The sequence below is a fragment of the Thiocapsa imhoffii genome (assembly GCF_016583985.1).
GTDB classification, from domain to species: domain Bacteria; phylum Pseudomonadota; class Gammaproteobacteria; order Chromatiales; family Chromatiaceae; genus Thiocapsa; species Thiocapsa imhoffii.
In genome coordinates, this window is sequence record NZ_NRSD01000008.1 from 15,220 (window position 1) to 41,288 (window position 26,069).

At 56.2% G+C, this 26,069-nt stretch carries 19 protein-coding genes; 11 read left to right on the top strand and 8 right to left on the bottom strand.

Translation table 11 applies throughout. The annotated features are described in order from the left end of the window. Window positions 1–119 precede the first annotated feature (119 nt). Complete coding sequence (locus tag CKO25_RS09375) at window positions 120–1,433, top strand: nucleotide sugar dehydrogenase (protein WP_200387672.1); 1,314 nt, start codon at window positions 120–122, stop codon at window positions 1,431–1,433. A 63-nt stretch (window positions 1,434–1,496) separates the two neighbouring features. Here the strand turns inward: CKO25_RS09375 and CKO25_RS09380 are convergent, their stop codons facing one another. Beyond that, entirely contained in the window at window positions 1,497–2,345 is an 849-nt protein-coding gene (locus CKO25_RS09380) for a polysaccharide deacetylase family protein (RefSeq protein ID WP_200387673.1), read from the bottom strand. Between the two features lie 210 nt (window positions 2,346–2,555). Here CKO25_RS09380 and CKO25_RS09385 point away from each other — a divergent pair, with 210 nt between their 5' ends. Then, the gene (locus CKO25_RS09385) at window positions 2,556–3,125 is read left to right on the top strand and encodes a hypothetical protein (RefSeq protein WP_200387674.1); all 570 of its coding nucleotides are present in this window, start codon (window positions 2,556–2,558) and stop codon (window positions 3,123–3,125) included. 129 nt (window positions 3,126–3,254) lie between these two features. Further along, window positions 3,255–4,412, top strand: a complete 1,158-nt coding sequence (locus CKO25_RS09390; RefSeq protein WP_200387675.1) for a glycosyltransferase family 4 protein — start codon at window positions 3,255–3,257, stop codon at window positions 4,410–4,412. Window positions 4,413–4,446: 34 nt separating this feature from the next. Here the strand turns inward: CKO25_RS09390 and CKO25_RS09395 are convergent, their stop codons facing one another. Next, window positions 4,447–5,184 (bottom strand): sulfotransferase, encoded by a 738-nt coding sequence (locus tag CKO25_RS09395; RefSeq protein WP_200387676.1) that lies wholly within the window; start codon window positions 5,182–5,184, stop codon window positions 4,447–4,449. Window positions 5,185–5,684: 500 nt separating this feature from the next. On the opposite strand from CKO25_RS09395, the gene CKO25_RS09400 reads away from it, so the two are divergent. The 4 genes from CKO25_RS09400 (at window position 5,685) to ubiT (ending at window position 11,183) form a co-directional block, all read left to right on the top strand. Continuing rightward, a complete protein-coding gene (locus CKO25_RS09400) occupies window positions 5,685–8,081 on the top strand; it encodes an AAA family ATPase (protein ID WP_200387677.1) in 2,397 nt (798 codons plus the stop codon). A gap of 224 nt (window positions 8,082–8,305) precedes the next feature. After that, entirely contained in the window at window positions 8,306–9,610 is a 1,305-nt protein-coding gene (locus CKO25_RS09405) for an oligosaccharide flippase family protein (protein WP_276569022.1), read from the top strand. A 160-nt stretch (window positions 9,611–9,770) separates the two neighbouring features. Then, window positions 9,771–10,616 carry a lytic transglycosylase domain-containing protein gene (locus tag CKO25_RS09410; protein ID WP_242467531.1) on the top strand — a complete coding sequence of 282 codons (846 nt, stop codon included), beginning with the start codon at window positions 9,771–9,773 and terminating at the stop codon, window positions 10,614–10,616. A gap of 102 nt (window positions 10,617–10,718) precedes the next feature. After that, window positions 10,719–11,183: a ubiquinone anaerobic biosynthesis accessory factor UbiT gene (gene ubiT / locus CKO25_RS09415; RefSeq protein WP_200387679.1), complete on the top strand. Its 465-nt coding sequence runs from the start codon at window positions 10,719–10,721 to the stop codon at window positions 11,181–11,183. 195 nt (window positions 11,184–11,378) lie between these two features. Here the strand turns inward: ubiT and ubiV are convergent, their stop codons facing one another. Genes ubiV through mnmL form a run of 3 tightly spaced genes read right to left on the bottom strand, consistent with a single transcriptional unit; the run spans window position 11,379 to window position 14,372 of the window. Continuing rightward, window positions 11,379–12,350: a ubiquinone anaerobic biosynthesis protein UbiV gene (gene ubiV / locus CKO25_RS09420; protein ID WP_242467532.1), complete on the bottom strand. Its 972-nt coding sequence runs from the start codon at window positions 12,348–12,350 to the stop codon at window positions 11,379–11,381. 33 nt (window positions 12,351–12,383) lie between these two features. Further along, on the bottom strand, window positions 12,384–13,379 hold the full coding sequence (ubiU, locus tag CKO25_RS09425; RefSeq protein ID WP_200387680.1) for a ubiquinone anaerobic biosynthesis protein UbiU: 996 nt from the start codon (window positions 13,377–13,379) through the stop codon (window positions 12,384–12,386). Window positions 13,380–13,400: 21 nt separating this feature from the next. After that, entirely contained in the window at window positions 13,401–14,372 is a 972-nt protein-coding gene (gene mnmL / locus CKO25_RS09430) for a tRNA modification radical SAM protein MnmL/YtqA (protein WP_200387681.1), read from the bottom strand. 283 nt (window positions 14,373–14,655) lie between these two features. Between mnmL and CKO25_RS09435 the strand changes: the two genes are divergently transcribed. Then, a complete protein-coding gene (locus tag CKO25_RS09435; protein ID WP_200387682.1) occupies window positions 14,656–18,513 on the top strand; it encodes a DUF3683 domain-containing protein in 3,858 nt (1,285 codons plus the stop codon). Between the two features lie 47 nt (window positions 18,514–18,560). Here CKO25_RS09435 and CKO25_RS09440 read toward each other — a convergent pair whose 3' ends face one another. The 3 genes from CKO25_RS09440 to CKO25_RS09450 are packed head-to-tail and all read right to left on the bottom strand — an operon-like array spanning window position 18,561 to window position 20,582. Further along, on the bottom strand, window positions 18,561–19,106 hold the full coding sequence (locus CKO25_RS09440; protein WP_200387683.1) for a chromate transporter: 546 nt from the start codon (window positions 19,104–19,106) through the stop codon (window positions 18,561–18,563). Then, a complete protein-coding gene (locus tag CKO25_RS09445) occupies window positions 19,103–19,702 on the bottom strand; it encodes a chromate transporter (protein WP_200387684.1) in 600 nt (199 codons plus the stop codon). Before CKO25_RS09445 ends, CKO25_RS09440 begins: the two co-directional genes overlap by 4 nt. Further along, window positions 19,695–20,582, bottom strand: coding sequence for a hypothetical protein (locus CKO25_RS09450; RefSeq protein ID WP_200387685.1), 888 nt, complete (start codon window positions 20,580–20,582; stop codon window positions 19,695–19,697). The genes CKO25_RS09445 and CKO25_RS09450 overlap by 8 nt, the downstream gene beginning before the upstream one ends. A 508-nt stretch (window positions 20,583–21,090) precedes the next feature. Here CKO25_RS09450 and hcp point away from each other — a divergent pair. The 3 genes from hcp to CKO25_RS09465 all read left to right on the top strand — a co-directional run bounded on the left by hcp (window position 21,091) and on the right by CKO25_RS09465 (window position 26,061). Next, window positions 21,091–22,383 carry a hydroxylamine reductase gene (gene hcp / locus CKO25_RS09455; protein WP_200387686.1) on the top strand — a complete coding sequence of 431 codons (1,293 nt, stop codon included), beginning with the start codon at window positions 21,091–21,093 and terminating at the stop codon, window positions 22,381–22,383. 271 nt (window positions 22,384–22,654) lie between these two features. After that, window positions 22,655–23,476: a class I SAM-dependent methyltransferase gene (locus CKO25_RS09460; RefSeq protein WP_200387687.1), complete on the top strand. Its 822-nt coding sequence runs from the start codon at window positions 22,655–22,657 to the stop codon at window positions 23,474–23,476. A gap of 119 nt (window positions 23,477–23,595) precedes the next feature. Next, complete coding sequence (locus CKO25_RS09465) at window positions 23,596–26,061, top strand: DUF4407 domain-containing protein (protein ID WP_200387688.1); 2,466 nt, start codon at window positions 23,596–23,598, stop codon at window positions 26,059–26,061. The last annotated feature ends 8 nt before the right edge of the window (window positions 26,062–26,069 follow it).

Genomic DNA, 26,069 nt, shown 5'->3' on the forward strand with positions numbered 1-26,069 from the left:
ATCTTTTGTATTTCATTGCTGACTTTTTCTGATATAAGTCGGCGCTTTCAGTTTTCGCACGCATCAACTGAACTAATGCCAATCATTGGGTGCTTGCTATTCACGTGGAGTCTCATTTTATGAGGGTCAGTATTTTTGGACTCGGTTATGTCGGTGCAGTGTCTGCTGCGTGTCTCGCGCAGGATGGTCATCAGGTCATCGGTGTGGATCTCAATCCGAAAAAAGTCAAACTGATTCAAGACGGTGTTTCTCCCATTGTGGAGGCGTCCGTTGGAGATATGATCTCTAAGTCTGTTGCTTCAGGAACCTTAACTGCAACAACAGATACTACTGAAGCAATTTTAAATAGCGACATCTCTTTAATCTGTGTTGGGACTCCAAGCTACGGTAATGGCAGCCTTGACCTGTCTCACGTACATGATGTGTGTGAAAAAATCGGTATTGCCTTGCAGGGCGTATCCAAATTTCACGTCGTGGTTGCTCGTAGTACGATGTTGCCTGGATCAATGAGAGGCTTGGTGATTCCGACATTGCAGGAGGCATCTGGAAAACGAGCTGGAATCGATTTTGGTGTTTGTAATAACCCAGAATTTTTACGTGAAGGATCAGCGGTTTATGATTTCTATAATCCTCCGAAGACCGTCATTGGTGAAACCGATGACCGTAGCGGGGATATGCTTGCCGATCTCTATAAAGGGCTTGATGCCCCGATGATCCGTACTGATGTCGAGACCGCAGAGATGGTGAAGTATACGGATAATGTTTGGCATGCCTTAAAAGTCGGTTTTGCTAATGAGATTGGTGCTATCTGTAAAAGTTGCAACGTTGATGGTCATCGTGTCATGGAAATTTTTTGCCAGGATACCAAGCTGAATTTATCTCCTTATTATTTGAAGCCCGGTTTTGCCTTCGGTGGTTCGTGCCTTCCTAAGGATCTCCGTGCTTTGACTTACATGGCTCGGCAACGAGATGTTCTGATTCCTATTCTGGATTCAGTCATTCCTAGTAACGATCGCCATCTAAAACGTGGGTTAGATCTTGTCTTAGCTGCTGGAAATAAAAAGGTCAGTGTACTGGGTTATTCGTTTAAAGCTGGGACGGACGATCTAAGGGAGAGCCCGATCGTCGAGTTGATCGAACGCCTACTCGGAAAGGGATATGACATACGTGTTTATGATCGTAATGTGAAAATAGCAAGCTTAATCGGATCAAACCGTGACTACATACTCACTCATGTTCCACACATCGCGGCTTTGATGGTTGATAGTATAGAAACTGCTTTAGAGCATGCTGAGACTGTTGTTATTGGTAACGCCTGTGAGGAATTCAGAGATGTGGCAAAACGGGTCAGTGCCGATAAGGCAGTCATCGATTTGGTGAGGATCGACGAAAGCCTTGTTTCATCGGGACATTACGAAGGGATTTGCTGGTAACTGAGATCGACCTGAGACGAGTCGATTCATTCCGTTAGCTTAATAACATCCGGATTGCTCGTCTCAGTGAGTAACTGAGCGATTGCCTGATCGTAAATTACGGATTAAATGATACCCGAGGTCTGTCACAGACTCCCCCCTTGCCGAGTTGATTGGGATGCGATTCAATTTAAATGGATCGGCACCGATCTGGTTCACTCCCCCGTAACAGGATAAACTGCAGCATAAAGCCGAACTTCGAATGAACTTAAGATTCTCTGCAGTCATATTTTGAACACCGCCGTAAGGATAGGCAAAGAGATTAACTTGACTCTTAAGTTCAGACTCAAGATGATTCAATGATTCGATTATTTCTCTTTTCGCTTGTTCGACAGAAATCGTGCCAAAATCAGCGTGTGTTACGGTATGACAGCCGATATCATAACCTCGTGAATGCAGCGAACGCACGTGATCCCAGGTCATCCACTCAGGTTTTTTGGGAAGTGGCCGATCCCACCAGGTGAGTTGGTCTGTTCCGATAAATCCGGTTGTGACAAAAAATGTTGCAGGTAGACCGAGACGATCAAGAATTGGTGCGGCCTGGTCATGATTGTCACGGTATCCGTCATCGAATGTGATGGATAGCGTCCCTCCTACTTTTGGGTTATCGATGGATGTGAGTTGTTCCGCTAAGGGTACGATTTGAAAGTGACGTGATAAAAATTCGCAATACTTTTCGAATTCTGTGATTCCGCAAGTCAATGGGTCAGGAGATTCAAGGTCATCGACTCGGTGAAAAGCGACAACCCAAAATTTCTTTTCCGTCACAAGACTTCTGAACATGGAACTGAACAGTGTTCTCGAGATGAGTCGCTTTGTAGGGCGCACGACGCGGTAGTAGGTCTGCTTAAATTTCGTGAGGTTATTTTTCATATTTTTCTGATTAGAAGTGTCGAATCGACATGGTTTCAGTTTTTAGATTGTACGGATAGTGTAATGAGACCTATCGTTCATGTCATGTTTTGGCGCCTAGATTATTTCTAAGTGAAGTATGTATTATGACATTGGTCATGATTGAAGATTTAGAACCACTGAACAGCGCAACAATGCATTGCGATCGACTTGAGTCAGGTCTAGTAAACAATGGATAGGCTTTCCAAGCTCTTTAAACGGCAGGCGACTTCTAGTGTCCGACATCCTGGAAGCTTTCGCCATCATTTTATCCACATTCCCAAGAATGGAGGAACATCTGTTCGTCGAGCTTTGAGCGGGCGAGGTGATGTCTCTCTTGGTGATCCTTATCACTCGCGATATATTGATGTCGTTGAAGACATCGGTCAGGGATTATCGTACTTCAGTGTTGTTCGCAACCCCTGGAGTCGAACAGCATCTCGATATTATTTTGCTCGTCAAACTGCTAAGAGTTGGAATCGTCATGATCCCCGAAAACTCTATATTGATCGTGCAACCTTCTCTGATTATATCCATGATCAAAAGATTTTCCAGATCCCTGAGCATCCGGATCGACCCTGGATGGGTCCGATGAACTCATGGTTTAATCAATTAGACTGGGTTACTGATGCCGATGGTGTTGTTCAATGTTCTTGCTTAAGATTAGAGCATCTATCTGAGGATCTTGAAACATATTTCGGTGAACCTGTTACCTTGCTTCGTGAAAATGAAACAAAGACTCGTTACGCTTTATACCCCTGAACTTGTTGATATTATAGGCGAACTATTTAAAAGTGATATCGAATATTTTGGATTCTCGTTTGATACCTCAGCGACGAGGGGGATTATTGAACGAACACCGTTCATCAATGAAAACTGAGGAACGGATGGATGCAGGGCAGATCTCTTGATCGGGTCAATGTCTTATTTATCGTCCCATCTTTATGTCGGGCCGGTGCTGAAACGCAAGTCGTCAATCTTGTAAATGGGTTAGATTCAAAATACTTTAATAAACACCTTTTGGTTTTTGAAGAAAATATCGATCAATTATCTAGAGTTGATCGTAAAACTGTTACATTTCATCATCCCCGGAGAACACGGCGTTGGTTCGATGTTCATCTTTTAGGGCAAATTATAAACATTGTTGACAATCACAAGATCGATATTGTCCATTGTAGTTTACAGTTTTCTATTTTCTGGGGGTGGTTAGCTAGTCGACTGTCGCAACAGCATCCGAAAGTTATTGCTGCGATCCATACAACCATCAATCGAAATCTCAAGAATGAACTTCAGGATCGCCTGATTTATCAATGGATTCTTCGTTCATGTCACGAGATCATCTTTGTTTGTCGGCAACAACAGTTGCATTGGAAGGCAAAGTATTCATTTTTGAAACATCGTTCTACAGTGATTTACAACGGCATCAATACGGACTGGTTCTCCCCAGAATCAGTCCGTGATTCTGGAATTGAGTTGAGACGATTCCTGAGTATTCCATCGGATGCTATTTTAATTGCCTCGATTGGTCGTTTCCAAAGAGAAAAAGGACAGCACCTTTTGATCGAATCGTTAGATCGTCTAACCGATCAATCAATTTATGTTGTGTTTGCTGGTGACGGACCCCTTCGTCGTGAGATTGAAGAACGATGCGATTTATCTTTTCTGAGTTCACAAGTACGATTCCTCGGTGCAATCCCAGATGTACGGCCATTACTGGCCACAGCTAATTTGCTGGTGCTGCCTTCAATTGCGGTCGAAACGTTTTCAATGGCAATGCTTGAATCATTAGCGATGGAAACACCAGTATTGGCATCGGATATTGGGGGAATGCGTGAAGCGGTCATCGAGAATGAAACTGGTTCTTTGATCCCGATTGGTGATGTGGATGCCTTGACACATCAACTTTCGAGACTGATCGCAGATCGAACTCACCTTCATGAAATGGGTGTGAGAGGACGTGCATTGGTGATGGATCAGTTTACGGAGTCACGTATGATTGAACACACTGCTGCTATTCTTGCTCATTTGTCACATATCAAAACTGTTTAAGATCATTTTTTTAACTCCTCATGTGTCGATGTATTTAGGAATAATACGCTTCGTGCCAATCAAGTTTCGGTAGTAGTGGTTTGATCCAGTGCATTCGTTCGATGCGATGATGAATATACTTCATCTGATCGGCGGTTAGTGATTTTTTCCATCTAGGTTCTTTTTCCTCGACAGTCTTGAAGACATTCTTGGAACGACTCCCGACGACGTGGATGAATCGCGGATCCACCCATTGATCAATATTCTGGGATCGCTGCGGTACACCGATAAAATCATAAACCTTTTCAACTGTTTCTTGTGGAGTTTTGGTTAACTCTTCAAAGGTTATTTGGAGATAACTTTTAGACTCGATATGATCACCAATGTCTTTTGCGTTGTTGTGATAATTGACCCATCCATTAACAATCGAACGATATGGTTTCTTAACCCGACGTATACAGGAATCAAGATAGGCATAGGGGTTTTTGATCAGGTGAACGATTTTGGTCTCTGGGTATAACTCAACAATCAGTTGTGCACGTAATACACTTTTACACCCTTCAAAGTAGTTTGATTTGTGTTCGATTCTTGACAAGGCTTTAAAGAACCGATCGGTTTGTCGGTAATAACTTGAAAAGATTTCGAATTTGATCTCTTTTGGTATTAATTGATATAGGATAGCAAGGCGACGGCTTCGAATAAGTGTTGTCGCGATGCGCTGATCTCTCAAGAAATGTGGTATCGGAGTCGGGTTAGCTGTTAACCACCTGAATGGATCTTTCATGGCGATCATATCGGATTCGATTTGTTGCCGAACCGGGCAGGATAATGATGGTTGTGCACCGCAAGTGCATCTTGATTCATCGAGATTGATGTATTGGTAATTGTACGTATCACCAAAGCCAATGACATTTTTATGTGAGCAGATGAGTAAACTTAAAAGTGTTGAATCAGAGTAGCTTGTCGAAAGAAGTAACGAATTTATATGCTCATGGTTGTGCTATCTGTCATAGTATTCACATCAGGTGTAGTGGTTTTTGAACGGTTAAAATGGTGTTCTCAAAGCTGAGAGATTCAATGGTTCTTAATTATATTTAATGATCGATTCATTTGCATGCTTATGTCATTTTCTATTCATTAGATATCGTCCTGACTTGACAGGTTCAATGGCCACTGACGGGTTAATATCAAAGTTCAGGAACAGACTTCCAACACATTTTATGTCATGATTGGTCGATGTCGATTATTTCTATATAAGCTAGCCGATTTCACGGAAATGGATAGGGCACTGACATGTACGAATCATATTTTGAACTGAATGAAAAGCCCTTCTCGTTGTTGCCCGATCCTGAATTCTTATTCATGAGTCGTCAGCATCAGAAGGCTCTAACATTACTAGAATATGGTCTCATGAACCAAGCCGGTTTCATCATTCTTACCGGCGAGATCGGCTCTGGTAAAACAACACTGATGCGGCACCTACTGAGCCGTCTTGATTCGAGTTTCTCGGTAGGATTGATTTCGAACACACATCAAACCCTTGGTGAACTCATGGATTGGGTCTGCATGGCATTTGATTTGCCGGCCGAAAAGGTTTCAAAGCTCGAAAAATATCAGTATTTCATTGACTTTTTGATCAAAATCTACGGGCGCGGGCGCCGTGTTCTACTGATTGTTGACGAAGCTCAGAACTTAGGTGTTGAGAAACTCGAGGAACTGCGTCTTTTATCCAATATCAATGCTGGCAAAGATCTGCTCTTGCAGTTGATGCTCCTCGGACAGCCTCAACTTCGCGATCTATTACGAGACCCGACGCTCGAACAGTTCGCTCAACGGGTCACGGCATCTTATCATCTGGGACCTCTCGATAGTGATGAAACTGAGCGCTACATCCGTCATCGCATCGCCGTGGCTGGAGGGCAAAGTGAGATATTCACACATGATGCCTGTTGGGCAATTTATCATTATAGTCAGGGCGTTCCCAGGCTTATTAATCTCATTTGTGATACAGCGCTTGTGTATGCGTATGGTGCGGAAATGCGTGTTCTCAATGGCTCAGCCATTGATGAATTTGTAGCGTCTCATACTCCGAATTTGATGATTTCAGTTGACCTGGACCATGAAAGCCGACCGCCAGCGCCGAGACCGGTTGGTCAGGAGACTGGTTCGCTCGAGATAGATCAGAATACCGTCATCCCTCCGAACCCTCTTCGGGATCTTGATGACGAGAAAGCGCTGTCTTCGGCTGTGCTCACAGTGGCTACAGCGAACCCTGAAGAGGTCGATCAACGTCATGATGCTGAGTTGAGCGAGAGGAATCCAGCAGATATCCATCTGACCCCGCAGACATCTGGGGATCCTGATCAGGCGGTCAGTGAAACTGAGCGACATGATGAATCTATCATACCTTTCTCGCCTGCTTCCGGGGAAACTCGGTTCGATGATCAGTCCGTGGACCTGAATCGGGAGGCGCAACCCTCTGCCGAGTGGTCACGCTGGTCGCGTCGCATTGATGACGGCGTTGCTCGTCAACGCACTTTGAACGAGCTTTGGGGGGCAACTGGGAGTCCACAGTCTGAACAGCTGTTTGGCGAGCGCTTGGTTACGGATTTGCCAATCGTCCCTAAGCCCGTTACTAAGGCGCCCCCAAGTCGACAGAAGTCCGCTCGTGATGGGCGTTCACCCCGTGATCTCGATCGAGCGTCCAGCGTCGCCATACCCAATGAGCTTCGACTGCTCGATGATCCCGCTCAGCCGATCATTTCACCACCTCAAAAGAACGGAACCCCATTGCCATGGAAGTCGATCAGTGGGGTGGCATTGATATTTTTAGGTTTGGTTGTTGGGATGCTATGGGTTGTACACCACCAGAATGAGGATGCCTCATCCAGCCTCGCTGAGACCCCCTTGCTGAGCATCATTCTCGGATGGATTGGGATGGGTGCTCAGACCACTCCCCAGATTCTGTCTGATTTGGAACTGTCTCGCGACACTCCTAGTGTATCCGAACTTGAGGGTGATCCAATCGCGGCCGCTGAGCCGAGCAGGATGGCTACCGAACGGGATGTGCTCCCTCACCAGGATGATGGTTTGTTCCTTGACAGGGTGAACCAACACGCTGAACGTCAAGTTGACGGCTTGACTCAAGGGGAGGCACCGCGCGTGACACGAGGTTTGGGGCTTTTGGGGCAAGGCCGCAACACCATTGAAGACACCACGCGTCCTATCGAAACGAACGAGAACTTAGTCGAGATGGATCCGCCGGTCAGTGTGATTCCTGATCTGAGTCGGCAATTGGAGCCACTAGCGCATCGACTTGAACTCGACGGAATGAATCGCCTTGTCGCTGATCTCGGTCCGTTGGTCCAGTTCGATGACGGGAGTGTTGATCTTCAACCCGCTGCGCAAGACTTACTTGAACAAATTGCCGAGATTTTGAGAGAGTATCCCGACCTGAGGATTCGAATTCTGGCGCATACCGATAGCTCTGGCCCTGAAACGGTTAATTTGACCCTATCGCGTCAGCGGGCTCAAGCGGTTGAAGACTTTCTACGTGGTTTGGACATCGATTGGGAGCAGCTGTCTTCAGAGGGCCGTGGGCAGCTTGAACTGCGTGCGGACCGAGAGGAGGAGCGACGATTAGGCCCTTGGGTGAATCGGAGAATCGAGATCGAAGTCCGAGCCGAATAAATGTTCATCGTACGCAATGGATGATGGAGAGTCTCTGTGATTCGATCTTCCCTTCTTGATCCGAATTCAAATGTTAATGTGTTCTGCTTGGAGTTGAATCAGTTCAGAGCCCTGAGATTCCGTGCGTTTTGCGATCTGAACAACACAGATTTGACTCGTAGTATGTTTTGGATTCCTTCACGCATGGGAATAGTAGGATCCCCAGAGTTGCCGTTCTACATTCTATGAGATTTCGAGATGTTATCAAGCAGGTTTCGCGTTCTTCTCTATTGAAGAATGTCTTGACACTGTTTTCTGGAAAAGTTGTTGCTCAGCTCATTATTATCGGCTCAGCTCCCATCATTGCGCGCCTTTTCACACCAGCTGATTTTGGTGCGGCCGCATTGATTCTAGCGATAGCGGGATTGATTACACCTCTCTCTACATTTAGTTTTGGTACGGCCGCACAGCTAGCAGAACGTGACTGCGAGGCACGGCGACTTTTGCGAATTGCACTGTTCACGACCTCAGTGGGCGTGTTGTTCCTGACGCTCCTCATACTCGGTTTTCAGCTATTTGATCCAGAGGGATATTTAAGTCAGTTCAATGGTTGGGCTTGGGCGATACCGATCGTTTTTCTCCTTTATGGGGTCGAGTCGGCACTTGAATCCTGGAATACACGCCGGAAACAGTTCAAGATTCAGGCTACAACCTATATCTCCAGCACGACGGTTTCCGTTGGCAGTCGGATCTACCTGGGAGCGACTTATGGCAGTTCGATTGGCTCTTTGGTGGTGGGATATATTTTAGGACTCGTGACTCGGGTCCTTGTTTTGGCCGGAAAAAGCGATCTCATTCGCCCTCAGCAGCCATCTAATGATCAACCAAGATCCTATCGGGCGTTGATCAGTCACTATCGTGACTTTCCGCTGTTCGCGACCCCAACGGCCCTGTTGCACTCCTTTAACCGACAGCTCCCTCTGCTCATGTTTGGAACGCTGTTCTCTCCAGCGATCGCGGGTTTCTATGCCATGGCAGACCGTTTGTTTCTGCGGCCATTGAATCTCATTCAAACTTCATTTCGAACAGTCTATACTCAGCATCTCATTTCGGCAGTCAAAGGCGGTCGGCCGGGGATGAGGACTTTCCTGAAGGCATGCGTGTTCACTGGTGCTTTTATGCTTGTTCCATCCGTGTCGCTTGCCCTGTTCGGCGAATCCGCCGTGGCATTGTTCCTAGGCGACCGGTGGCGCGTCGCGGGCACCTACATTGAAATTACCGCGCCACTGATGTTTTTCGCATCGATCGTCATTCCTGCGAATGCAGCAATGGTGGTGTTTCGAAAACAGCGTCGTTTATTGGGTTTGCAAGTCGTGACGACCTTATCACTCGTTGCTGGTTTTACGCTTGCCTTTTGGTATTGGGGGACACCTGAGGCCGCCCTGCGGGCCTTAGTCATCGTCATGGCCTTGCGGCATCTCTACACGCTTTTGGTTGCCTTCTCAATCGTTCGGAAAAGTGACCAGGAGAGGACTCAGCCGGGCAAATGATCCAACCATGAGGAGTCTTCAGCCCGACACTGCCCGTTGGTTGTCTTGCCGCTTCATAACTGTCAGACTTCAAGGAATCCAAATGATCGGCGGTGCGCCATGTGGCGATCGGTCGAGCAATCTTGTCAGTCGAATTTACCAAGTTGTACCAATGGAGCAGATGATGCGACGTCCATGGCAACTCCTCACGTCAACCTTGATCTTCACCACTGCCTTCGTCTCCCTGGCGAATGGGGGAGGGCTCAAGGACCGTCAGACAACAGAGTCGGGAACTGTCGCCACCACCACGGTTGGGGCGCGCGACTCGCGTCTTCCAATCGCACCGGATCGCCCTGTCCCGTCGCGCCAAGAACTCGTGTCCCTGGTCGAGCGTTTGGCCGCGCGGCATGGCTTGGACCTCGACCTGGTGCATGCCGTGATCCGTGCGGAGTCCGCCTATAACCCAAATGCGGTGTCACATGCCGGAGCTGTCGGTCTCATGCAGGTCATGCCCGCGACAGCAGCGGATTATGGCGTCCATTCGGTCGACGCACTTTTCGATCCGAAAATCAATCTCGAGACCGGCATGCGTCATTTTAAACGCCTCCTCGACAAATATGGCAGCATCGGCCATGCGGTGATGGCGTACAACGCGGGGGAGGGCGCCCTTGAGCGCAGTGGCGGATTTGTCACCTATGCTGAAACTCAGCGCTATACGCATGGCGTAGTGGTCAGCTATTTGAACAAGAAAGGCGTGAGGCCCTATACACCGCAGGCACGACGGGTGATCGGGCTCGAGGTGACGCCGGCGATGGCGCATGCCGCCGAGCAGCGCACAGGTGCCGAGTTGGCTCAGGTCGCACCAGAGGCACCCGAGCGCCGTCAGTTGACACGATTGTCGTCGCGGTTATCACCTGAATTGTCGAAGTCTCCCGACAGCGGTCGCGGGTTGGGGCTGTCCCGCGCGGGACAGACGACCTCGGGTATCGAGACCAGCCGCCCCCGTGTTGCGACCAATCTGCCCTAGGCCGCTTACTCGGATCTTGACCGAAGTCATTCGATCTTGGCTCCCGATGCGTCGATAATGCCGCGTTTGACCGGTCATCGGTCGTCATCATGAGAGCACGCGATGCGATTTCCCGAGGGCCTCATTCGTCCGCTGTCCCTGCCGCTCAGATTGTTGCCGGGACGCCTCCATAGTCAAGCCTTGGCAACCATGTTGAATCGGGTCATGAAGGATTCGATTGCCGAGGGTGAACTGGATTTTTTGCTCGGCCGGCGGGTTGGGATCGAGATCGCGGATCTCGGTGTCCGTTACTGTCTCGGCATGACTGGTGGTCATATTCGCGGATATGGATCGGATTCGTCACCTGATGCCAGTATTTCCGGCCAACTCATCGATTTCTTGCAGTTGGCCGCCCGGCGCGAGGATGCGGATACGCTCTTTTTTCAGCGGCGCCTGCGGATGTCAGGCGATACCGAACTCGGACTCTATCTGAAGAATTTTCTTGATGCCTTCGAGCCTCCGGAGCGATGGAAGCCGCTGACACGTGCCCTGGACCGGCTAGCCGACCTGAGTGCGCCGCGTCAATGATCCAATGTCGGCCCGAGGAGGTCGAACGGAGGCCCATCCGAGGTGGGTTCGGAACGCTGCTCGAGGGCTGAACCTGGCCACGGACCAGCACGAGATTGCCGCGGGTCATGCGTGTGAGTGGAGGTCAACCAGCGCGCCGTCTTGACACGGCGCGCTGATCGTTAGTCAGTGGGCGATCGAGCGCATCAATGGAGTTCAGTTCGTCCGCACGGAGGCCGCCGCGAACCCGGATGGACGTGACGCGTCCGCCCCTGCCACGGCAATCCCCGCCTGACCGCTCCAATAGCCATCGCATAGGCCGTCGGGCGCCCATTCTTTCAGTCTGGCAAGCCCAGTTTCGACATCAAGTTCGCCCTGCAGACAGTGCGAGAAGGTCTCGACGATCTCGCGGGTGTGATGCGATTGTGGGCTGATCCTGAGCAGATCCACCCCGAGGCGTGCGACCTCATCGAGTGCCGGAAGCAGGTTGTGCGTGCCAGCCGATTGGGTCTGGATGCCGTTGAGCGCGAGGAACGGATCGCCGTCTTGCGTTGCGACCAGCAATCCGTCTGGATCATCTCCGCAGCAGAATTGGCAGTCATCCTTCTGCCGGTCGCGATTATAGGCGGTGAAGCAACGTGCCGAGTAGGCAAGCGGCAGCCGACCGAAGGCAAAGAGTTCGCACTCCACACCGTGCGGGCGGGAGCGCAACAGATCGGCGGCGGTGTCGCGGCCGAGTTCGACCGGCATGACCCAGCGTCTCAGACCTCGCGCGGCCAGGAAGGCAAGAGTCCGTTGGTTGTAGAGATTGATCGCATGCCCGGCAACGAAGGGGCGCCCCTCGAGGAAATCAAGCGCGGCCAGGTCATTGGCTTCGACGAGAAACCGTTCATCGGCGCAGATGCGGCGCAAGGTCTTGAGTTCGCCATCGGATTCGATGAGCGCGAGGGTCGAGATGACGGCTTCCTTGCCCGCGGCAACGACGCGCTCAGCCAGTTCCCAATAGTCTTCCGGACGCAATAGGCGGCGCTTCGAGCAGACGGTTTCGCCAAGATAGATGACATCGAGCGGGGCCTCGAGCATCTCGGCATAGAACTCGAGCACCTGTTCGCGCGGCCAATGGTAGAGGATGGGGCCGAGCGAAAGGCGAGGGCGTGGTGATTCGCGATGCATGGGGTCAGTGGTCATTCTTGGCGTCGAGTCGGTGGGATGGGGCCTGGATTAATGCCACGGCCGATGGTATGGGCCAAGCGTCGTCTGCGCGCCTTCGGAGACCTGCGCCAGGGTCTGGTGCCAACTCTCTTTCGCGCGAAACGCCTGGGGATTGCGTTGGCAAGCGTCGATGGCGTCCCGCCACACCCGGGTCACCTGGGACACATAGCGCGTACTGCGTTGCCGCCCTTCGAGCTTGATGGCCGCCACCCCGGCCGCGAGGATATCCGGGAGGATATCGAGCGTGTTGAGGCTGGTCGGCTCCTCGATGGCATGACGAATGGTGCCATTGACCAGATAGCGGCCCTTGCAGAGGGTGGGATAGCCGGCCGGCTCGCCATGTCCGCGCCGTTCGATCAGCACGCCGCCGAGACGTGTTTCCTGGCCTTGCGGTGTCTCGCGCCATTCGACGTGCGCGGCCGGCGAGCAGGCACCAAAGGTATTGGGTGATTGCCCACTGGCATAGGATGAGAGCAGGCAGCGCCCCTCGACCATGACGCAGAGACTGCCGAAGCCAAAAATCTCGACAGGCACGTCGACCTGTTCGATCAGGTTGGCGACTTGCGTGATGGAGAGAACCCGCGGAACCACGACCCGGCGGATTCCAAAGTGTCGATGCATGAAGCCGATCGCCGCTGGATTCGTCGCCGAGCCCTGGACCGACAGATGGAGATTGAGGTGCGGATGGCGTTCGGCGGCATAGTCCAAGACACCCATATCGGCGAGGATTAAGGCATCGACGCCGAGATCGGCGGCGCGGTCGACCGCGCCGGTCCAGCGCGTCCAGCCGCTCGGCTGCGCATAGGTGTTGATCGCGACGAAGACCTTGACCTTGCGATCGCGGGCATACTTGAGACCGTCGCGAATCTGTTTGTCACCAAAGTTCAGACCAGCGAAATGACGGGCATTGGTATCGTCCCGAAACCCGAGATAGACGGCATCGGCACCGTTGTCGACGGCCGCCTTGAGTGACGGCAGGTTGCCTGCGGGACAGACGAGTTCCATACAGCTTGTTCTCCTCGAGGGTCAAGCGGAGCTTGCAAGATGGCGATGGTGTGAGGTCCGGGCACGGGCACCCTGGCGGGTGTCGCGGCGGTAGAGCTCGGCCTCGATGGCGTTGAGCACGGCCCATTTGCGGCTACACCAGTCTGGCGCAAGCAGCAGTTCACGAGGGGCGGTCCCGGTGAGGCGATGAAAGGTGACCTCGGGTGGCGTGTGCTCAACCAGGTCGGCACAGATCGAGACGTAGTCCTCTAAGTCTAGCGGTTGGTACTCCCCGCGGCGCCATTCGATGGCAAGACGCGTGTGGCGCACCACATGCAGCGGATGCAGCTTGATGCCGGCGACGCCGAGTTCCAGTACGCGCTCGAGACTCCACAACGCGGCCGCGCGATCCTCGCCAGGCAGGCCCACGATCAGATGCGCACAGACCGGGATCCCACGATGGCGCGCGGCGGCTACCGCGGTTCGAAACTCGGCGAAGGTATGTCCGCGATTGACGCGTTCGAGCGTGCGATCGTCAGCGGACTGCAGGCCCAACTCGAGCCAGATCTCCTTGCCGCGAGAGCGATAGCGGGCGAGTAGGTCCAACACGGGGTCAGGAACACAATCCGGTCGGGTCCCGACGGACAGACCGATCACGTCCGGGTGGATCAGGGCCGCGTCATAGCGCTCGCGCAGTGCCTCGATCGGATCGTATGTGTTGGTATAGGCCTGGAAATAGGCCATGAAGCGGCGTGCCCCAGTGCGCTTGGCGAGCACGGCGCGACCCGCATCGAGCTGCTCGGCGATTGGGATCGGGGTCTTGGCATTCGGACTGAAGGAGACATTGTTGCAAAAGGAGCAACCGCCAACGCCCTTGCGGCCATCGCGATTGGGGCAGGTGAACCCCGCATGCAGCGCGAGCTTATGCACCCGCTGACCGTAGCGGTTCAGCAGGTACTGGCCGAAGGTGTTGACGCGATCACTGAGGATGCGTTGCTGGGGCGGGGCGGACATTCGAGCAAACCTACCTGGGATCGCCGCTGAGCCGTTTGACCCAAATCAAAGGAAGCGCAATCGAACGGCGTTGCGGCGGCGTCTGTTCCCTGCCGGATCGCCGAGACGCAAGCGCCGAATCGCAGACTGAAGGTCAGTGGTCTGCCGGGTGTCAGCGGTGGCGCGCCGGCGCCCCTGTCACGGTGCGGCGGCAGGCATCAGCCCCGCAAATGATAAGGTCAACCGACGATCCCTTTGCGGTACCATTTTGTGCAGTGCAGAAAACAGTGACTGAAGGCCTTCAATGAGTGCCGAGCCGCAACCACGGATTCGCGAGATCCCCTATAACTACACCTCGTTTTCCGATCGCGAGATCGTGATCCGATTTCTCGGTGAATCCGCCTGGCGAACCATCGAGGAACTGCGCGCGAGTCGGCGCACCGGTCGCTCGGCACGCATGCTCTTTGAGGTGCTTGGCGACATGTGGGTGGTCACCCGCAACCCCTACCTCCAGGACGATCTGCTCGAGAATCTTGAGCGGCGGCGACTGCTCCTGCAGGCACTCAAGCATCGGCTCGATCAATTCGAACTGCGGCTGAATGAGAACCGTCGCGCGGCAGACCTCTTGCAGGTGGCGCGCGCGGCGGTCCAGCGGTTTGCCGATGGGTTCGAACAAGAACAGCTCCAGCGGACCCGACTGCGCAAGGCGCTGATCGGACTCACGCACCCGGATAACCTCGACTTCGGCGGGCTCGCACGGGTTTCGCACGCGACCGATGCCACCGACTGGCGTGTTGAATTGCCCTTCGTGGTGATCTCCCCCGACCGCGAGGATGAGGTGGCACCGATCGTCCAGGCTTGCATCGATTGTGGTCTGACGCTGATCCCGCGTGGCGGTGGCACGGGATACACCGGATCGGCCGTTCCGCTCAAGGCCATGACGGCCATCGTCAATACCGAAAAACTCGAGACGCTGTCGGGAGTCGAGCCCCTTTCCTTGCCAGGGGTCGCGGGCTTGGTGCCGACCGTGCGGTGTGGCGCGGGTGTGGTGACACGGCGTGTCTCGGATCTCGCGGATCGCTCCGGGCTCGCCTTCGCCGTCGACCCCACCTCACAGGATGCCTCCTGCATCGGTGGGAATGTGGCGATGAACGCAGGCGGGAAGAAGGCGGTGTTGTGGGGAACCACGCTCGATAACCTGGTCTCTTGGCGCATGGTCACCCCGGATGCGGATTGGCTCGAGGTCGAGCGACTCGAGCACAATCTCGGCAAGATCCACGAACAGGACCGCGTGCGTTTTCGCATCCGTCGTTTCCGCCCTGATGGGGTCACTCCCAACGGCGACCCTGAAATCCTGGAGATGCCCGGTGCGGCGTTACGTCGGGCCGGATTGGGCAAGGATGTCACCGATAAATTCCTATCGGGATTGCCGGGCGTTCAGAAAGAGGGCTGCGACGGCATCATCACCTCAGCCCGCTTCATCCTGCACCGCATGCCCAAGCATGTGCGCACCCTCTGTCTGGAGTTCTTCGGGACGGATCTCGATCTTGCCGTACCGGCGATCGTCGAGATCAAGAACGATCTCGCGGCCTGCACCGATGTTCAGATGGCGGGTCTCGAGCATCTTGACGAACGCTACGTCCGCGCGGTGGATTATTCGACGAAGGCCGCACGCCGCGAGCTGCCGAAGATGGTGTTGATCGCGGATCTGGTGAGCGACGACGAGGCCGCGGTCGATGCCGCCGCGGCGCGGGTCGTGGCCCTGGCACGGGCGCGGGACGGCGAGGGCTTCATCGCGATCAGCCCTGAAGCGCGCAAGCGTTTCTGGCTCGATCGTGCCCGCACCGCGGCGATCTCGCGTCATACCAACGCCTTCAAGATCAATGAAGACGTTGTGATCCCGCTCGAGCGCCTCGCCGACTACAGTCGCGGGATCGAGCGGCTCAATATCGAGCAATCCATTCGCAATAAAGACGCCATCATGGATGCCGTGCTCGTCTATCTCGACGGGGATCTCGTCGAGGCACGGGCTCCGGATGAGTATGACGATTCGGCCGAGGCCGCGGCCATCCTGATCGCTAAACGGGATGCCGCGCGCGAGGCCGTCACTCGTGCCCGTGCTCGCTGGCAGCGGATTCTGTCCCACCTCGATGATCCGGTTGCGGCGCACCTCGACCTCCTGCGGGAAGTTGAACGGTCTCTGGCGCGGGAGGGGGACACCTTCGCAAGCATGATGCTGCGTCGGGATCTGGTGCAGTCCTATCGTCGTGAGGTCGCGGCACGTCTCGAAGAGATTTTTGGCGGTCAGGATCTGGCACGCGTGCGCGAACGCCTGGCTCGGATTCACCAACAGGTTCGCGACGGACGTCTGTTCATTGCGCTACACATGCATGCCGGCGATGGCAACGTGCACACCAACATTCCGGTTCACTCTTCCGATTATGAGATGCTGCGGGAGGCTGATCGCTTGGTGGCGCGGATCATGGCGCTGGCCACCGCGCTCGATGGCGTGATCTCCGGTGAACATGGCATTGGGATCACCAAGCTCCAATTCCTCGAACGCGAGAAGCTCGATGCCTTCGTCGCCTACAAACGCCGCGTCGATCCCCATCAGCGCTTCAATCCAGGGAAGTTGATGCCAGGATCCGGCCTCGAGGGTGCCTACACCCCCTCGCTGCGTTTGGTGCAGCAAGAAGCCATCCTGCTTGAGGAGACCGAGCTCGGCGCACTCAACGATGATGTCAAACACTGTCTGCGTTGTGGCAAGTGCAAGCCCAAGTGCATGACGCACGTTCCGCGTGCCAACCTCAATTATTCACCTCGCAACAAGATCCTAGGCACGGGTCTCATCATCGAGGCCTTTCTCTACGAGGAACAGACCCGCCGTGGACTCTCACTGCATCATTTCGAGGCGATGAACGACATCGCGGATCATTGCACGGTCTGTCACAAATGCCTGAATCCTTGCCCGGTCAAGATCGATTTCGGTGACGTCACCATGCGCATGCGGCGCATCCTGGTCGCGCGCGGTCAAAAGCGCTTCAATCCAGGCGCCTGGGCGGCAATGCAGTTTCTCAATGTGACGGACCCGCGTGCCGTGCGCTGGTTGCGCAAAGGGTTGGCCGAGTGGGGGTTTGCTGGCATCAATCTCGGCCATCGGATCGCGGCTGGACTGGGCCTGACCGGTCCGCGCACGGCCCAGCCGGGCACGACCAGTCATCGACCAGGGCTTGTCAGTCAAGCGGTCGACTTGGTCAGCCGACCGATTCGGGTCGATTTGCCACAGCGGACCTTCAGACAGATCCTGGCGCTGGAGGATAAGACGCAGGTTCCTATCCTGCGTGATCCAACCCTGTCATCCGAGGAGACGGAAGCGGTCTTTTATTTCCCAGGCTGTGGTTCGGAGCGGCTCTTTTCCGACGTGGGTCTCGCAACCCTGGCGATGCTCTATGCGCAGGGTGCCCAAACGGTGCTGCCACCCGGCTATCTGTGTTGCGGCTATCCGCAACGCGCCGCCGGTCTCGAAGAACGTGGCCGTCAGATCACCATGGACAATCGGGTGCTCTTCCATCGCGTCGCCAACACCTTGAACTATCTCGATATCCGTACGGTGGTGGTGTCCTGTGGGACCTGTATGGATCAGTTGCTCCAATATGAGTTCGAACGGATCTTCCCCGGCTCGCGCTTACTCGACATCCATGAGTGGCTGATGGAAAAAGGGGTGAGCCTCGCTGGTGTGGAGGGGGTCCAGTACCTCTATCACGACCCCTGCCACTCGCCGATGAAGACGCATGCGCCATTGAAGGTCGCGGCCAGCCTGATCGGCCAGCCCGTGATGCTTTCGGATCGGTGTTGCGGGGAGGCCGGAACGCTTGGCACCGCGCGTCCGGATATCGCCAATCAAGTGCGCTTCCGCAAACAGGAGGAGTTGAGCGCGGGCATCCGCGCCTTGACGGGGCGTGAGCGGGTGGTGGACGGGGAGGTCAAGCTCCTCACCGCCTGTCCGGCCTGCCAGCAAGGGCTCGCGAAATATCGCGATGAGACCGGTCTGAAGACGGACTATATCGTGGTCGAATTGGCGCAGCGGCAACTCGGTCAGGGCTGGCAGCAAAGATTCCTGGAGCAAGCGCGCGACGGTGGCATCGAGCGCGTCCTGCTCTGAACCCTCGATTCAGCCGCGACTGGGCCAGACGCCGTGCCATCGGCCCCTCAACGCAGGACGAACCAGCCGATCACACCACAAGCCAAGATCAAGAGCGCGGGGTTGATTCGTTTCCAGAAGAGCAAGAGTACGATGGCCAGGCCGAAACCCATGGTGACCGCGTTGAACCAAAGCGGGCGTTCTAGATTGAAACTGGCCGTCTTGCCCACGGCGTAGACGCCCGAGAGCATCAATCCAATGGTGATGGGGGCGAGCCCGCGCTGCAACGCGTCACGCCAAGGGTTGTCGCGAAAATTGTCCCAGATGTGGCTGACAATATAGGTCAACATGAGTGCGGGAAAATAGAAAGCGAACAGCACGAGAAAGTAGCCCGGCACCCCCGCGGCGTGATAGCCGAGGATCCCAACCATGGTCATGTTCGGGCCTGGTGCGAGTTGACCCAGACTGTAGATGGCAGCGAATTGGGTCGAGCTGACCCATTGATGCACGGTGACGGTCTGATGCTCCATCTCCGGGATCACAGCGGTTCCGCCCCCGATGGCCATCAGGGACAGTCCAGCGAAGACATTCAAGAGTTCGATCAGATCCTTCATGGCGCGGATTTCGGTGCGGTTTGGGAGGTGTCACCATCCTTCGATGGCCGAGGGCGATTCATCCAGATCGCGATGGGCGCGAGCAAGAAGAGCGTGGCAACGAGTGAGACATGGAAGACGCCGACCATCAGAAAAGTCGGAATGATGAATAACAGGTCCTTGGGGCGGAGAAACTGGCGGCCGCCGATCTTAAGCGTCACCTGAAGCAGGAGACCGACTGCCGCGGCCGCGACGCCCGCGAGTGCCGCCGTCACGTCCGGGTTGCCGTGGAAACGCGCATAGAGGAGCCCGAGCACGATCAGGATCAAGGCCCCCGGCAGGATGAGGCCGAGTGACGCGGCGGCCGCTCCGGGAGCGCCCTTTAATTTGCGTCCCACGATCACGGCGACATTGGTCGAGTTCAGGCCGGGGAGGGTCTGGCCGATTTCCAACGCGCCGAGAAACTCATCTTCATCGAGCCAGTGCTCGCGATCGACGACAACATCACGTAGGTAGGCAATGAGGCCGCCGCCGAAGCTTGAGACGCCAATCAGCGCGAACGCGATGAAGAGACGAGCGACTGAGGGTGGCTGAGCGGGGTTGGGTGGATTATTCACGATTCGTCGTATTCGTGTTGCCGAGTCCGTAGACGATGCCTGTTTTGGTCGTGCCGAGCGTGATCCACTCATAGGCATCGAGTTGCAGTGTTTTATAGAAGTCAACAGCGCGCGCGATGCTCTCCTTCGCGATGTCATCCGTCTGGTCGAACTTGTATTGGAACGCGAACTCACCGCAGATCGGGCGCTCATGCTGACGATTCCGCCAGACCGCGATCGTGGTCTTGGCGTTGACCCCATGGCCGAAACGCAGCTCGCCGACATTGACCTGAACCTCTTCGACCGCGAGGTCCTTCACGAGGGTGATGCGATCGTCGGGTTTGGCCTGCGCGCGCAACAGCGCGGGGAAGGCGCGGGTGAGATCAGTGACCGCCATATCGATCTGCTCACGTGGCATGGCGAGGACACAATTATGCGAGTAGATCGAGCGCAGCCCGCCGAGTCCTTCACGCAAGGGCAGTAACTCCTGTTTGAATTTGATGCGCGCCCGACCGCCTGGGGTCGCCGGGCTCACGTCAATGGCTGCCGCCGTTGCAAAGTCCGGGTGCCGGAACTTGACCGTGAACTCCGGCAGGCCCTCGGGCCAACCATTTTTGTAGAAGGTGCGCAGGCGCACGATGAAGTGGTTGTTGTAGAGGTCGTAGCCCGGGGTATCAAAGAAGAGCACTTCGCGCACGCGGTTCTTGAAGGCGTCATCCGCTTCCTTGACCTTGACGCCACACTTCTTGGCGGCATGACGGACGATTGACCAAAATTCCTTGAATGCTCGGGCGGTCGTAAAGTGCTGTGGCTGCAAGATGATCTTGCACTCATAGTAGTGCAGGTTGGAGTGCGGTGTGCTGAGGACCTTGAGGTCTTCAGGCGCGACGTCGTCTTGCATGAGCACTCTCCAATCGGCGTGACGCTGGTCATGGCCGAGAGGTCCGGACCGCGACCTCAATGTCGGCACCTTGTTGGCTCGCGCATCGGTGGGATGGCGATTGCGGATCTGAGCACGCATCACATTTCGCGGTCAACCGCCCGTGCTCGCCGCCGCTCGTCGGCAGCATGTCGATGGTCCCATTTTGACTTGAGTCAAGGGACGGTTCCAGCGGCAGGTCACACTACAGGTGGAGCTCAGTGTTGGCGAATCAATCCTCATGAGTCGCGGTTGCGTCGTGATCCCAGAACGGATCAAAGCCTGCTGTGCTGAGCGTCCGAGCGATGATTCCCGTGGGGGTTCAGGCGGGCAGCCGTGGCCATGGCGCTGAGATCATGATGAGCGCACAGGGGCGGATCGCACGTCGTTCGCGTTGGTGTCGGTGCGAATCTGGAATGCCAGTTCGCCATGGCAACCCTCGTGATGGCTTGGACCAATCCATCCACCGACCGAGTTGAGAGAACGCGCGATGCACTGCAATCAATGCGAACAGACCTACAAAAAAACCGCCTGTGCGACATCCCCCGGGATGTGCGGGAAAAATGAAGACATGCAGTCCCTACAGGAAACCCTCTTGTATGGACTCAAGGGTATGGCCGCTTATGCGCATCACGCGCGACGTTTGGGGAAATCCGACGAGACGGTCTCGGCCTTCATGGAAGAGGCCCTGTTTGCGACCATGACCAATGTGAACTTCGATCTCGAGAGTCTGCTGGAGTTTTGCCTCGAATGCGGTCGGATGAATCTGCGGGTCATGCAGATGCTCGATGAGGGCCATGTCGAGACCTTTGGTCAGCCAACCCCGACACGCGTGCGGGAGGGAACGCAAGCCGGGCCTGGGATTTTGGTCACCGGCCATGATCTGGTTGATCTGCGTGACCTCCTGCGTCAGGTTGAGGGCACGGATGTCCAGGTCTACACGCACGGTGAGATGTTGCCGGCGCACATGTATCCGTTCTTCCAACGCCATCCCAACTTGGCGGGTCACTACGGGGGCGCGTGGCAGAACCAGAAGCGCGAGTTCGCGGCCTTCCCAGGACCGGTTCTGGGCACGACCAATTGCGTCTTGATCCCCACGGAGAGTTATCGGGGCCGACTCTTTACGACCCGCGCCACCGCTGTGCCCAATGGTCAGCGCATTCTCGACGGAGATTTTTCGAGCGTCATTGCCGAAGCGCGGCGTTGCCAACCGTGCATCGCGGTGACCACGGGTGAGTCGACCGTTGGCTTCCATCGCACGGTGTTACTCGACCATGCGCAAACGATCGTCGAGGCGGTGAAAGCGGGGCAGATCAGTCGCTTCTTCGTGATCGGTGGTTGTGATGGTGCGGACCCGGGACGGAATTATTTCAGTGACTACGCGCAAGCGACTCCGGAGGATTCCTTCATCCTCACGCTTGGATGTGGGAAGTTCCGCATTCGCGATCATGCCTATGGTGAGCATCTCGGATTTCCGCGTTTGATGGATATGGGCCAGTGCAATGACGCCTATGGAGCCATCGCGGTCGCGCTCGCACTCGCCGAGGCGTTCGAGTGTGGTGTGAATGATCTCCCTTTGACACTGGTGATTAGCTGGTTCGAGCAAAAGGCGGTTGCGGTGCTCTTGACCTTGCTCAGCCTCGGCGTGCAGGGCATCACGCTCGGCCCCAGTGCACCGGCATTCATCTCTCCCAACGTCTTCAAGATCCTGCAAGAGCGCTTCGCTGTGCGTCTAGCGGGTGATGATGCCGCCCATGATTTGCAACTCGCGCTCTGTGCCTGAGTGAGTGCACCTGAGCGTGCGGCCGTTGTGCCTGATCCCATGGCTGCCGCGGCTGAAGCCGCACGCTCTGTATCGCCCGCGGAGGTGCAATGGTGCCTCAGTGAGCCGCGGCGGATGCTCATGACTTAGTCAAGGGAACCGGTCCCAGTGCTGTGTACCTTGAACGTTGCTCGATCCCTCGCTACCCTGACTGCTCAACTCATCTGATCTGATGCCCCCTGCGCGCCGAGTGCTGCGTGGGCGATGTGGTGTCCAGCGGCGGAGCGCATCCATGAGCGACCACGAGGCGCGTCGCGACGCGCTCTTCATGCAGCAGGCGATCGGGCATTTCTGGGGCGGGACGGCCACTCGCGATGGCCCACGGGTCCTGGATCTCGGCTGCGGTCAAGGGCAACTCGTCGCGGCGCTGCGAGAACGCGGGTTCGACGCCTGGGGCTGCGATGCCGAGTTTGCCGGCTCTGGTTCACCGCTGCCGCAATCGCCATGGCTACGCCCGATCGCGCTTAATCCTTATCGGCTGCCGTTTGAGGATCGTGCCTTCGACGTGGTCTTGAGTCTTAGTGTGCTCGAACATGTCCAGGACAAGTCCGCCTGCTTGGTCGAGATCAAACGGATCCTGCGTCCGGGCGGCTGCGCCCTCCACCTTTTCCCGGCCAAGTGGTATCTGCCTTGGGAGCCGCATCTCAAGGTCCCACTCGCGAACTACTTCAGCCCCCGGAGTCCACGCTGGTGGCTGGCGATATGGGCGCGGCTAGGTCTGCGCCTGGCGCATCAACGGGCTTGGTCTTGGCGGGCGGTGGTCGACGAGAACGCACGTTACGAGCGAGAGGGCCTTGCCTACTGGAGCACGGGCGACTACCGCGCCTTGTCCCAGCGGGTGTTCGGTCACTGCGAGTGGCCCATGGACTGGTACATCACACACGCGGACGGCGGCTTTGCGCGACTCGCACGACGGCTTCCCGGACGCTGGCTCTTCGGATGGCTCTCGCGGGAGTTCCGGATGGCCTTCCTCCTCCATCGTCGTGCCGAGGATGCCGCTACCGCGCTGCTGGATGAGCCGATTCCTGATCCCCCGAGCCGCGGCGCTAGGTGACACCGCAATCAGAGCCTGCGCGGTGGGCCGCCGTGAAAAGAACGAACCTCGAGGGGGAGGCAATGGTTTATCCTTCCTCGCACGCGCTGTGCGGTCTTGATGAGATGGAGGGTCGTTCAATGGAACTCACTCGGCGTCTCCGGCCATTTTGGAGGGTGCCGTCGCTCGACTTCCTGCTTCTGCGCCCTTACGGCGACAGCCTCGCGACGCCCGCGGTGCGGGTCTGGATCGCCTTTGTCTGGATCATCATCTTTTTGATGGCCAGTATCGAGGGGGTTGTTTGGGGGCTAGTCGGCGCCTCGATCGTGCCGCAGGCAACGGCTTGGTTGCGCCCGATCGTCGGGCTGTTCATGTTCGTACTGATGTTCGCGGTCATCTGGATCGTCGATGCGTCACTCGTGATGTCCGAGCGTCCGATCCGCCCGCCGCGTGGTCAGAAGGCGCTCGGCAGCACCGATCAGCCAGGATCCGGGGCGCGCTGGTTCGTGGGATTGCTCTTGCGCATCCTGATCGTGGCGGTTTCGCTCTATGTGACGGCGCCATTTCTGGCGAAGTTGATCCGTGCCGATGACATCGAGAGCCATCATCAGCGGCTTATCGAGGAGTATTACGCCGAGCGCGACGCCGCGTTCGAGACTCAAGTGGCGGCGCAGGCCAGGGGCATCGAGGCGCACTACGCGGGGTTGCTCCAACCGCTTGAGGAGGAGATCGAACGCCTGCGAGAGTCGCTTGCCAGCGAGCGTCAGCGTCGCACCCAGATCGAGACGACATATGCCCCAGAGATCAATGTTCTGCGCGCCGAACTCGCGGCCGCGCAGGCGCGTTTCGGGGATGAAATCCACGGGCGCGAGGAACGCCCCGCCGGGTATGGGCCCGAAGCCCGCCGCTGGGAGACCCGAGTCACCGAGCTGACGGCGGCCTTGCGTGAGCAACAGGAGGAGATCGATCAGCGCGTTGAGACGGTCGCGCGCGCCATTGTCGAGCTGGAGACGCGCCTCGCGTCACGGACCGATGCACTCCAGCAACTCCGTCGTGAGCAACGGCAGGCGATCGAGCGCGTGCGGGCGGAGGTTGCCGCTCAGCAACTCGAGGAGAACCCGCCACGACTGACCTTCGCGGCGCGCTCGAAAGCGCTGCAGGATCTCCGCGACAGTCCCGCCGAGGCAGGCGTACCCCATTTCGAGACGGTCGATGGCTTTGCTCAGGCCGCCTTGGCGATCCTGTTCTTTTCACTCATTGCGTTGAAGTTGTTCGAGCCTGCCGCGGTGCGTGCCTACTTCACCGAATCCTTGCAGTTGCGATATCGACAATATCGTGCGGGTGGCCTGACCGAGATTCCGGGTTTTGAGCATCCGAATGATCCGCGGCGATGCCTGAATCCAGTCGAGTTCGCGCGTCAATGGCGTCACTATGAGACGGATCCAGAGGGATTCTTTGCCGAACAACAGGTCCGCATGGACCTGGCTGAACCCGTGGTGACCCAACAGGCCGATCAATCCTTTCAACGCGGCTTGTTGCGTCACCGACATGAGAACCTCGCACTGGAGCGCGAGACCACCGAGCGTCGTCATGAGATCGAGCTGGATGCCTACGAGCGCGAGCAGCGATTGCGGGCCGAGGCCATGACGGTGCAATTGGCCGACGAGGTGAGGGCGAAGAAGGACCATCGGGTGGTCGAACTCGAGTTGGAACTCCAGCGCGCGCGCGATGCCTGGAACCTGCTGAAGGCGCGTGAAGAGGCCGCGTTACGCGAGCGCACCGAAAACGCCGAGCAGTCCATCGAACAGGCGCGGCAGGAGCGACGCTTGCACGAGAAGGAACTCGATCAGCAGCGCGAGCAGCGCTGGGAGGAACTGCGGCAAACGGAACTCGAACGTCAGCGTCGTCATCAATTGGAACTGGCCGAACAGGCGCAGCGACGCCACCGCGAGGCATACCAGGACCGGTTGCGCTCGCTGCGTGAGGAGCTGACACGGGTGCGTGCACTGGAGTCCGAGCAGGCCAACGCCGTCCGGGTGGCGCGCGACACACTGACCCAATTGGCGGAAGCAATCAGTGTGCTGCAAGAGCGGATTGCCCCGTTGGAAGTGGAACTCGCGGAGCAGCGGGCGCGGCGGCGCGATCTGGTCGCGGCGGCACTTGGCCCCGGCGAGAGCCTCTCACCTGCCGCCGGATCACGGCCGGTGTCGCGGGGCTTCTGGTCACGCTCGGAGCCAGCAAGCGTTGCTCCGAGTGCGCGCGAGGCACGCCGTGAGCTGAAGACGCTCGAGAAACAATTGCGCTCACGGGGTGAGCGCTTAGCCGCGTGGCGGGAAGAATTGCGGACCCTCGAGGCCCGCCGCTCGCTGAGAGAGGACGAGCTCAGCGCACGCGAACAGACCCTGCGCCAACTCCAAGCGCGGGTCTTCTTCCATGAAGACGCGATTGGTGCCTTGCTCACGCATGATCTGCTGGTCGCAACGCCGATCCCCGCTCCAGACGCGCCCGGCGGGTCGAGCGACTCGCCGCTGCGTGTGCCTGATCCACCACAGGGGGTGACCCTGACCGATTCCGTGCCGGCTCGAGGCGGTCGCACTCAGCCCTGATGGGAGGC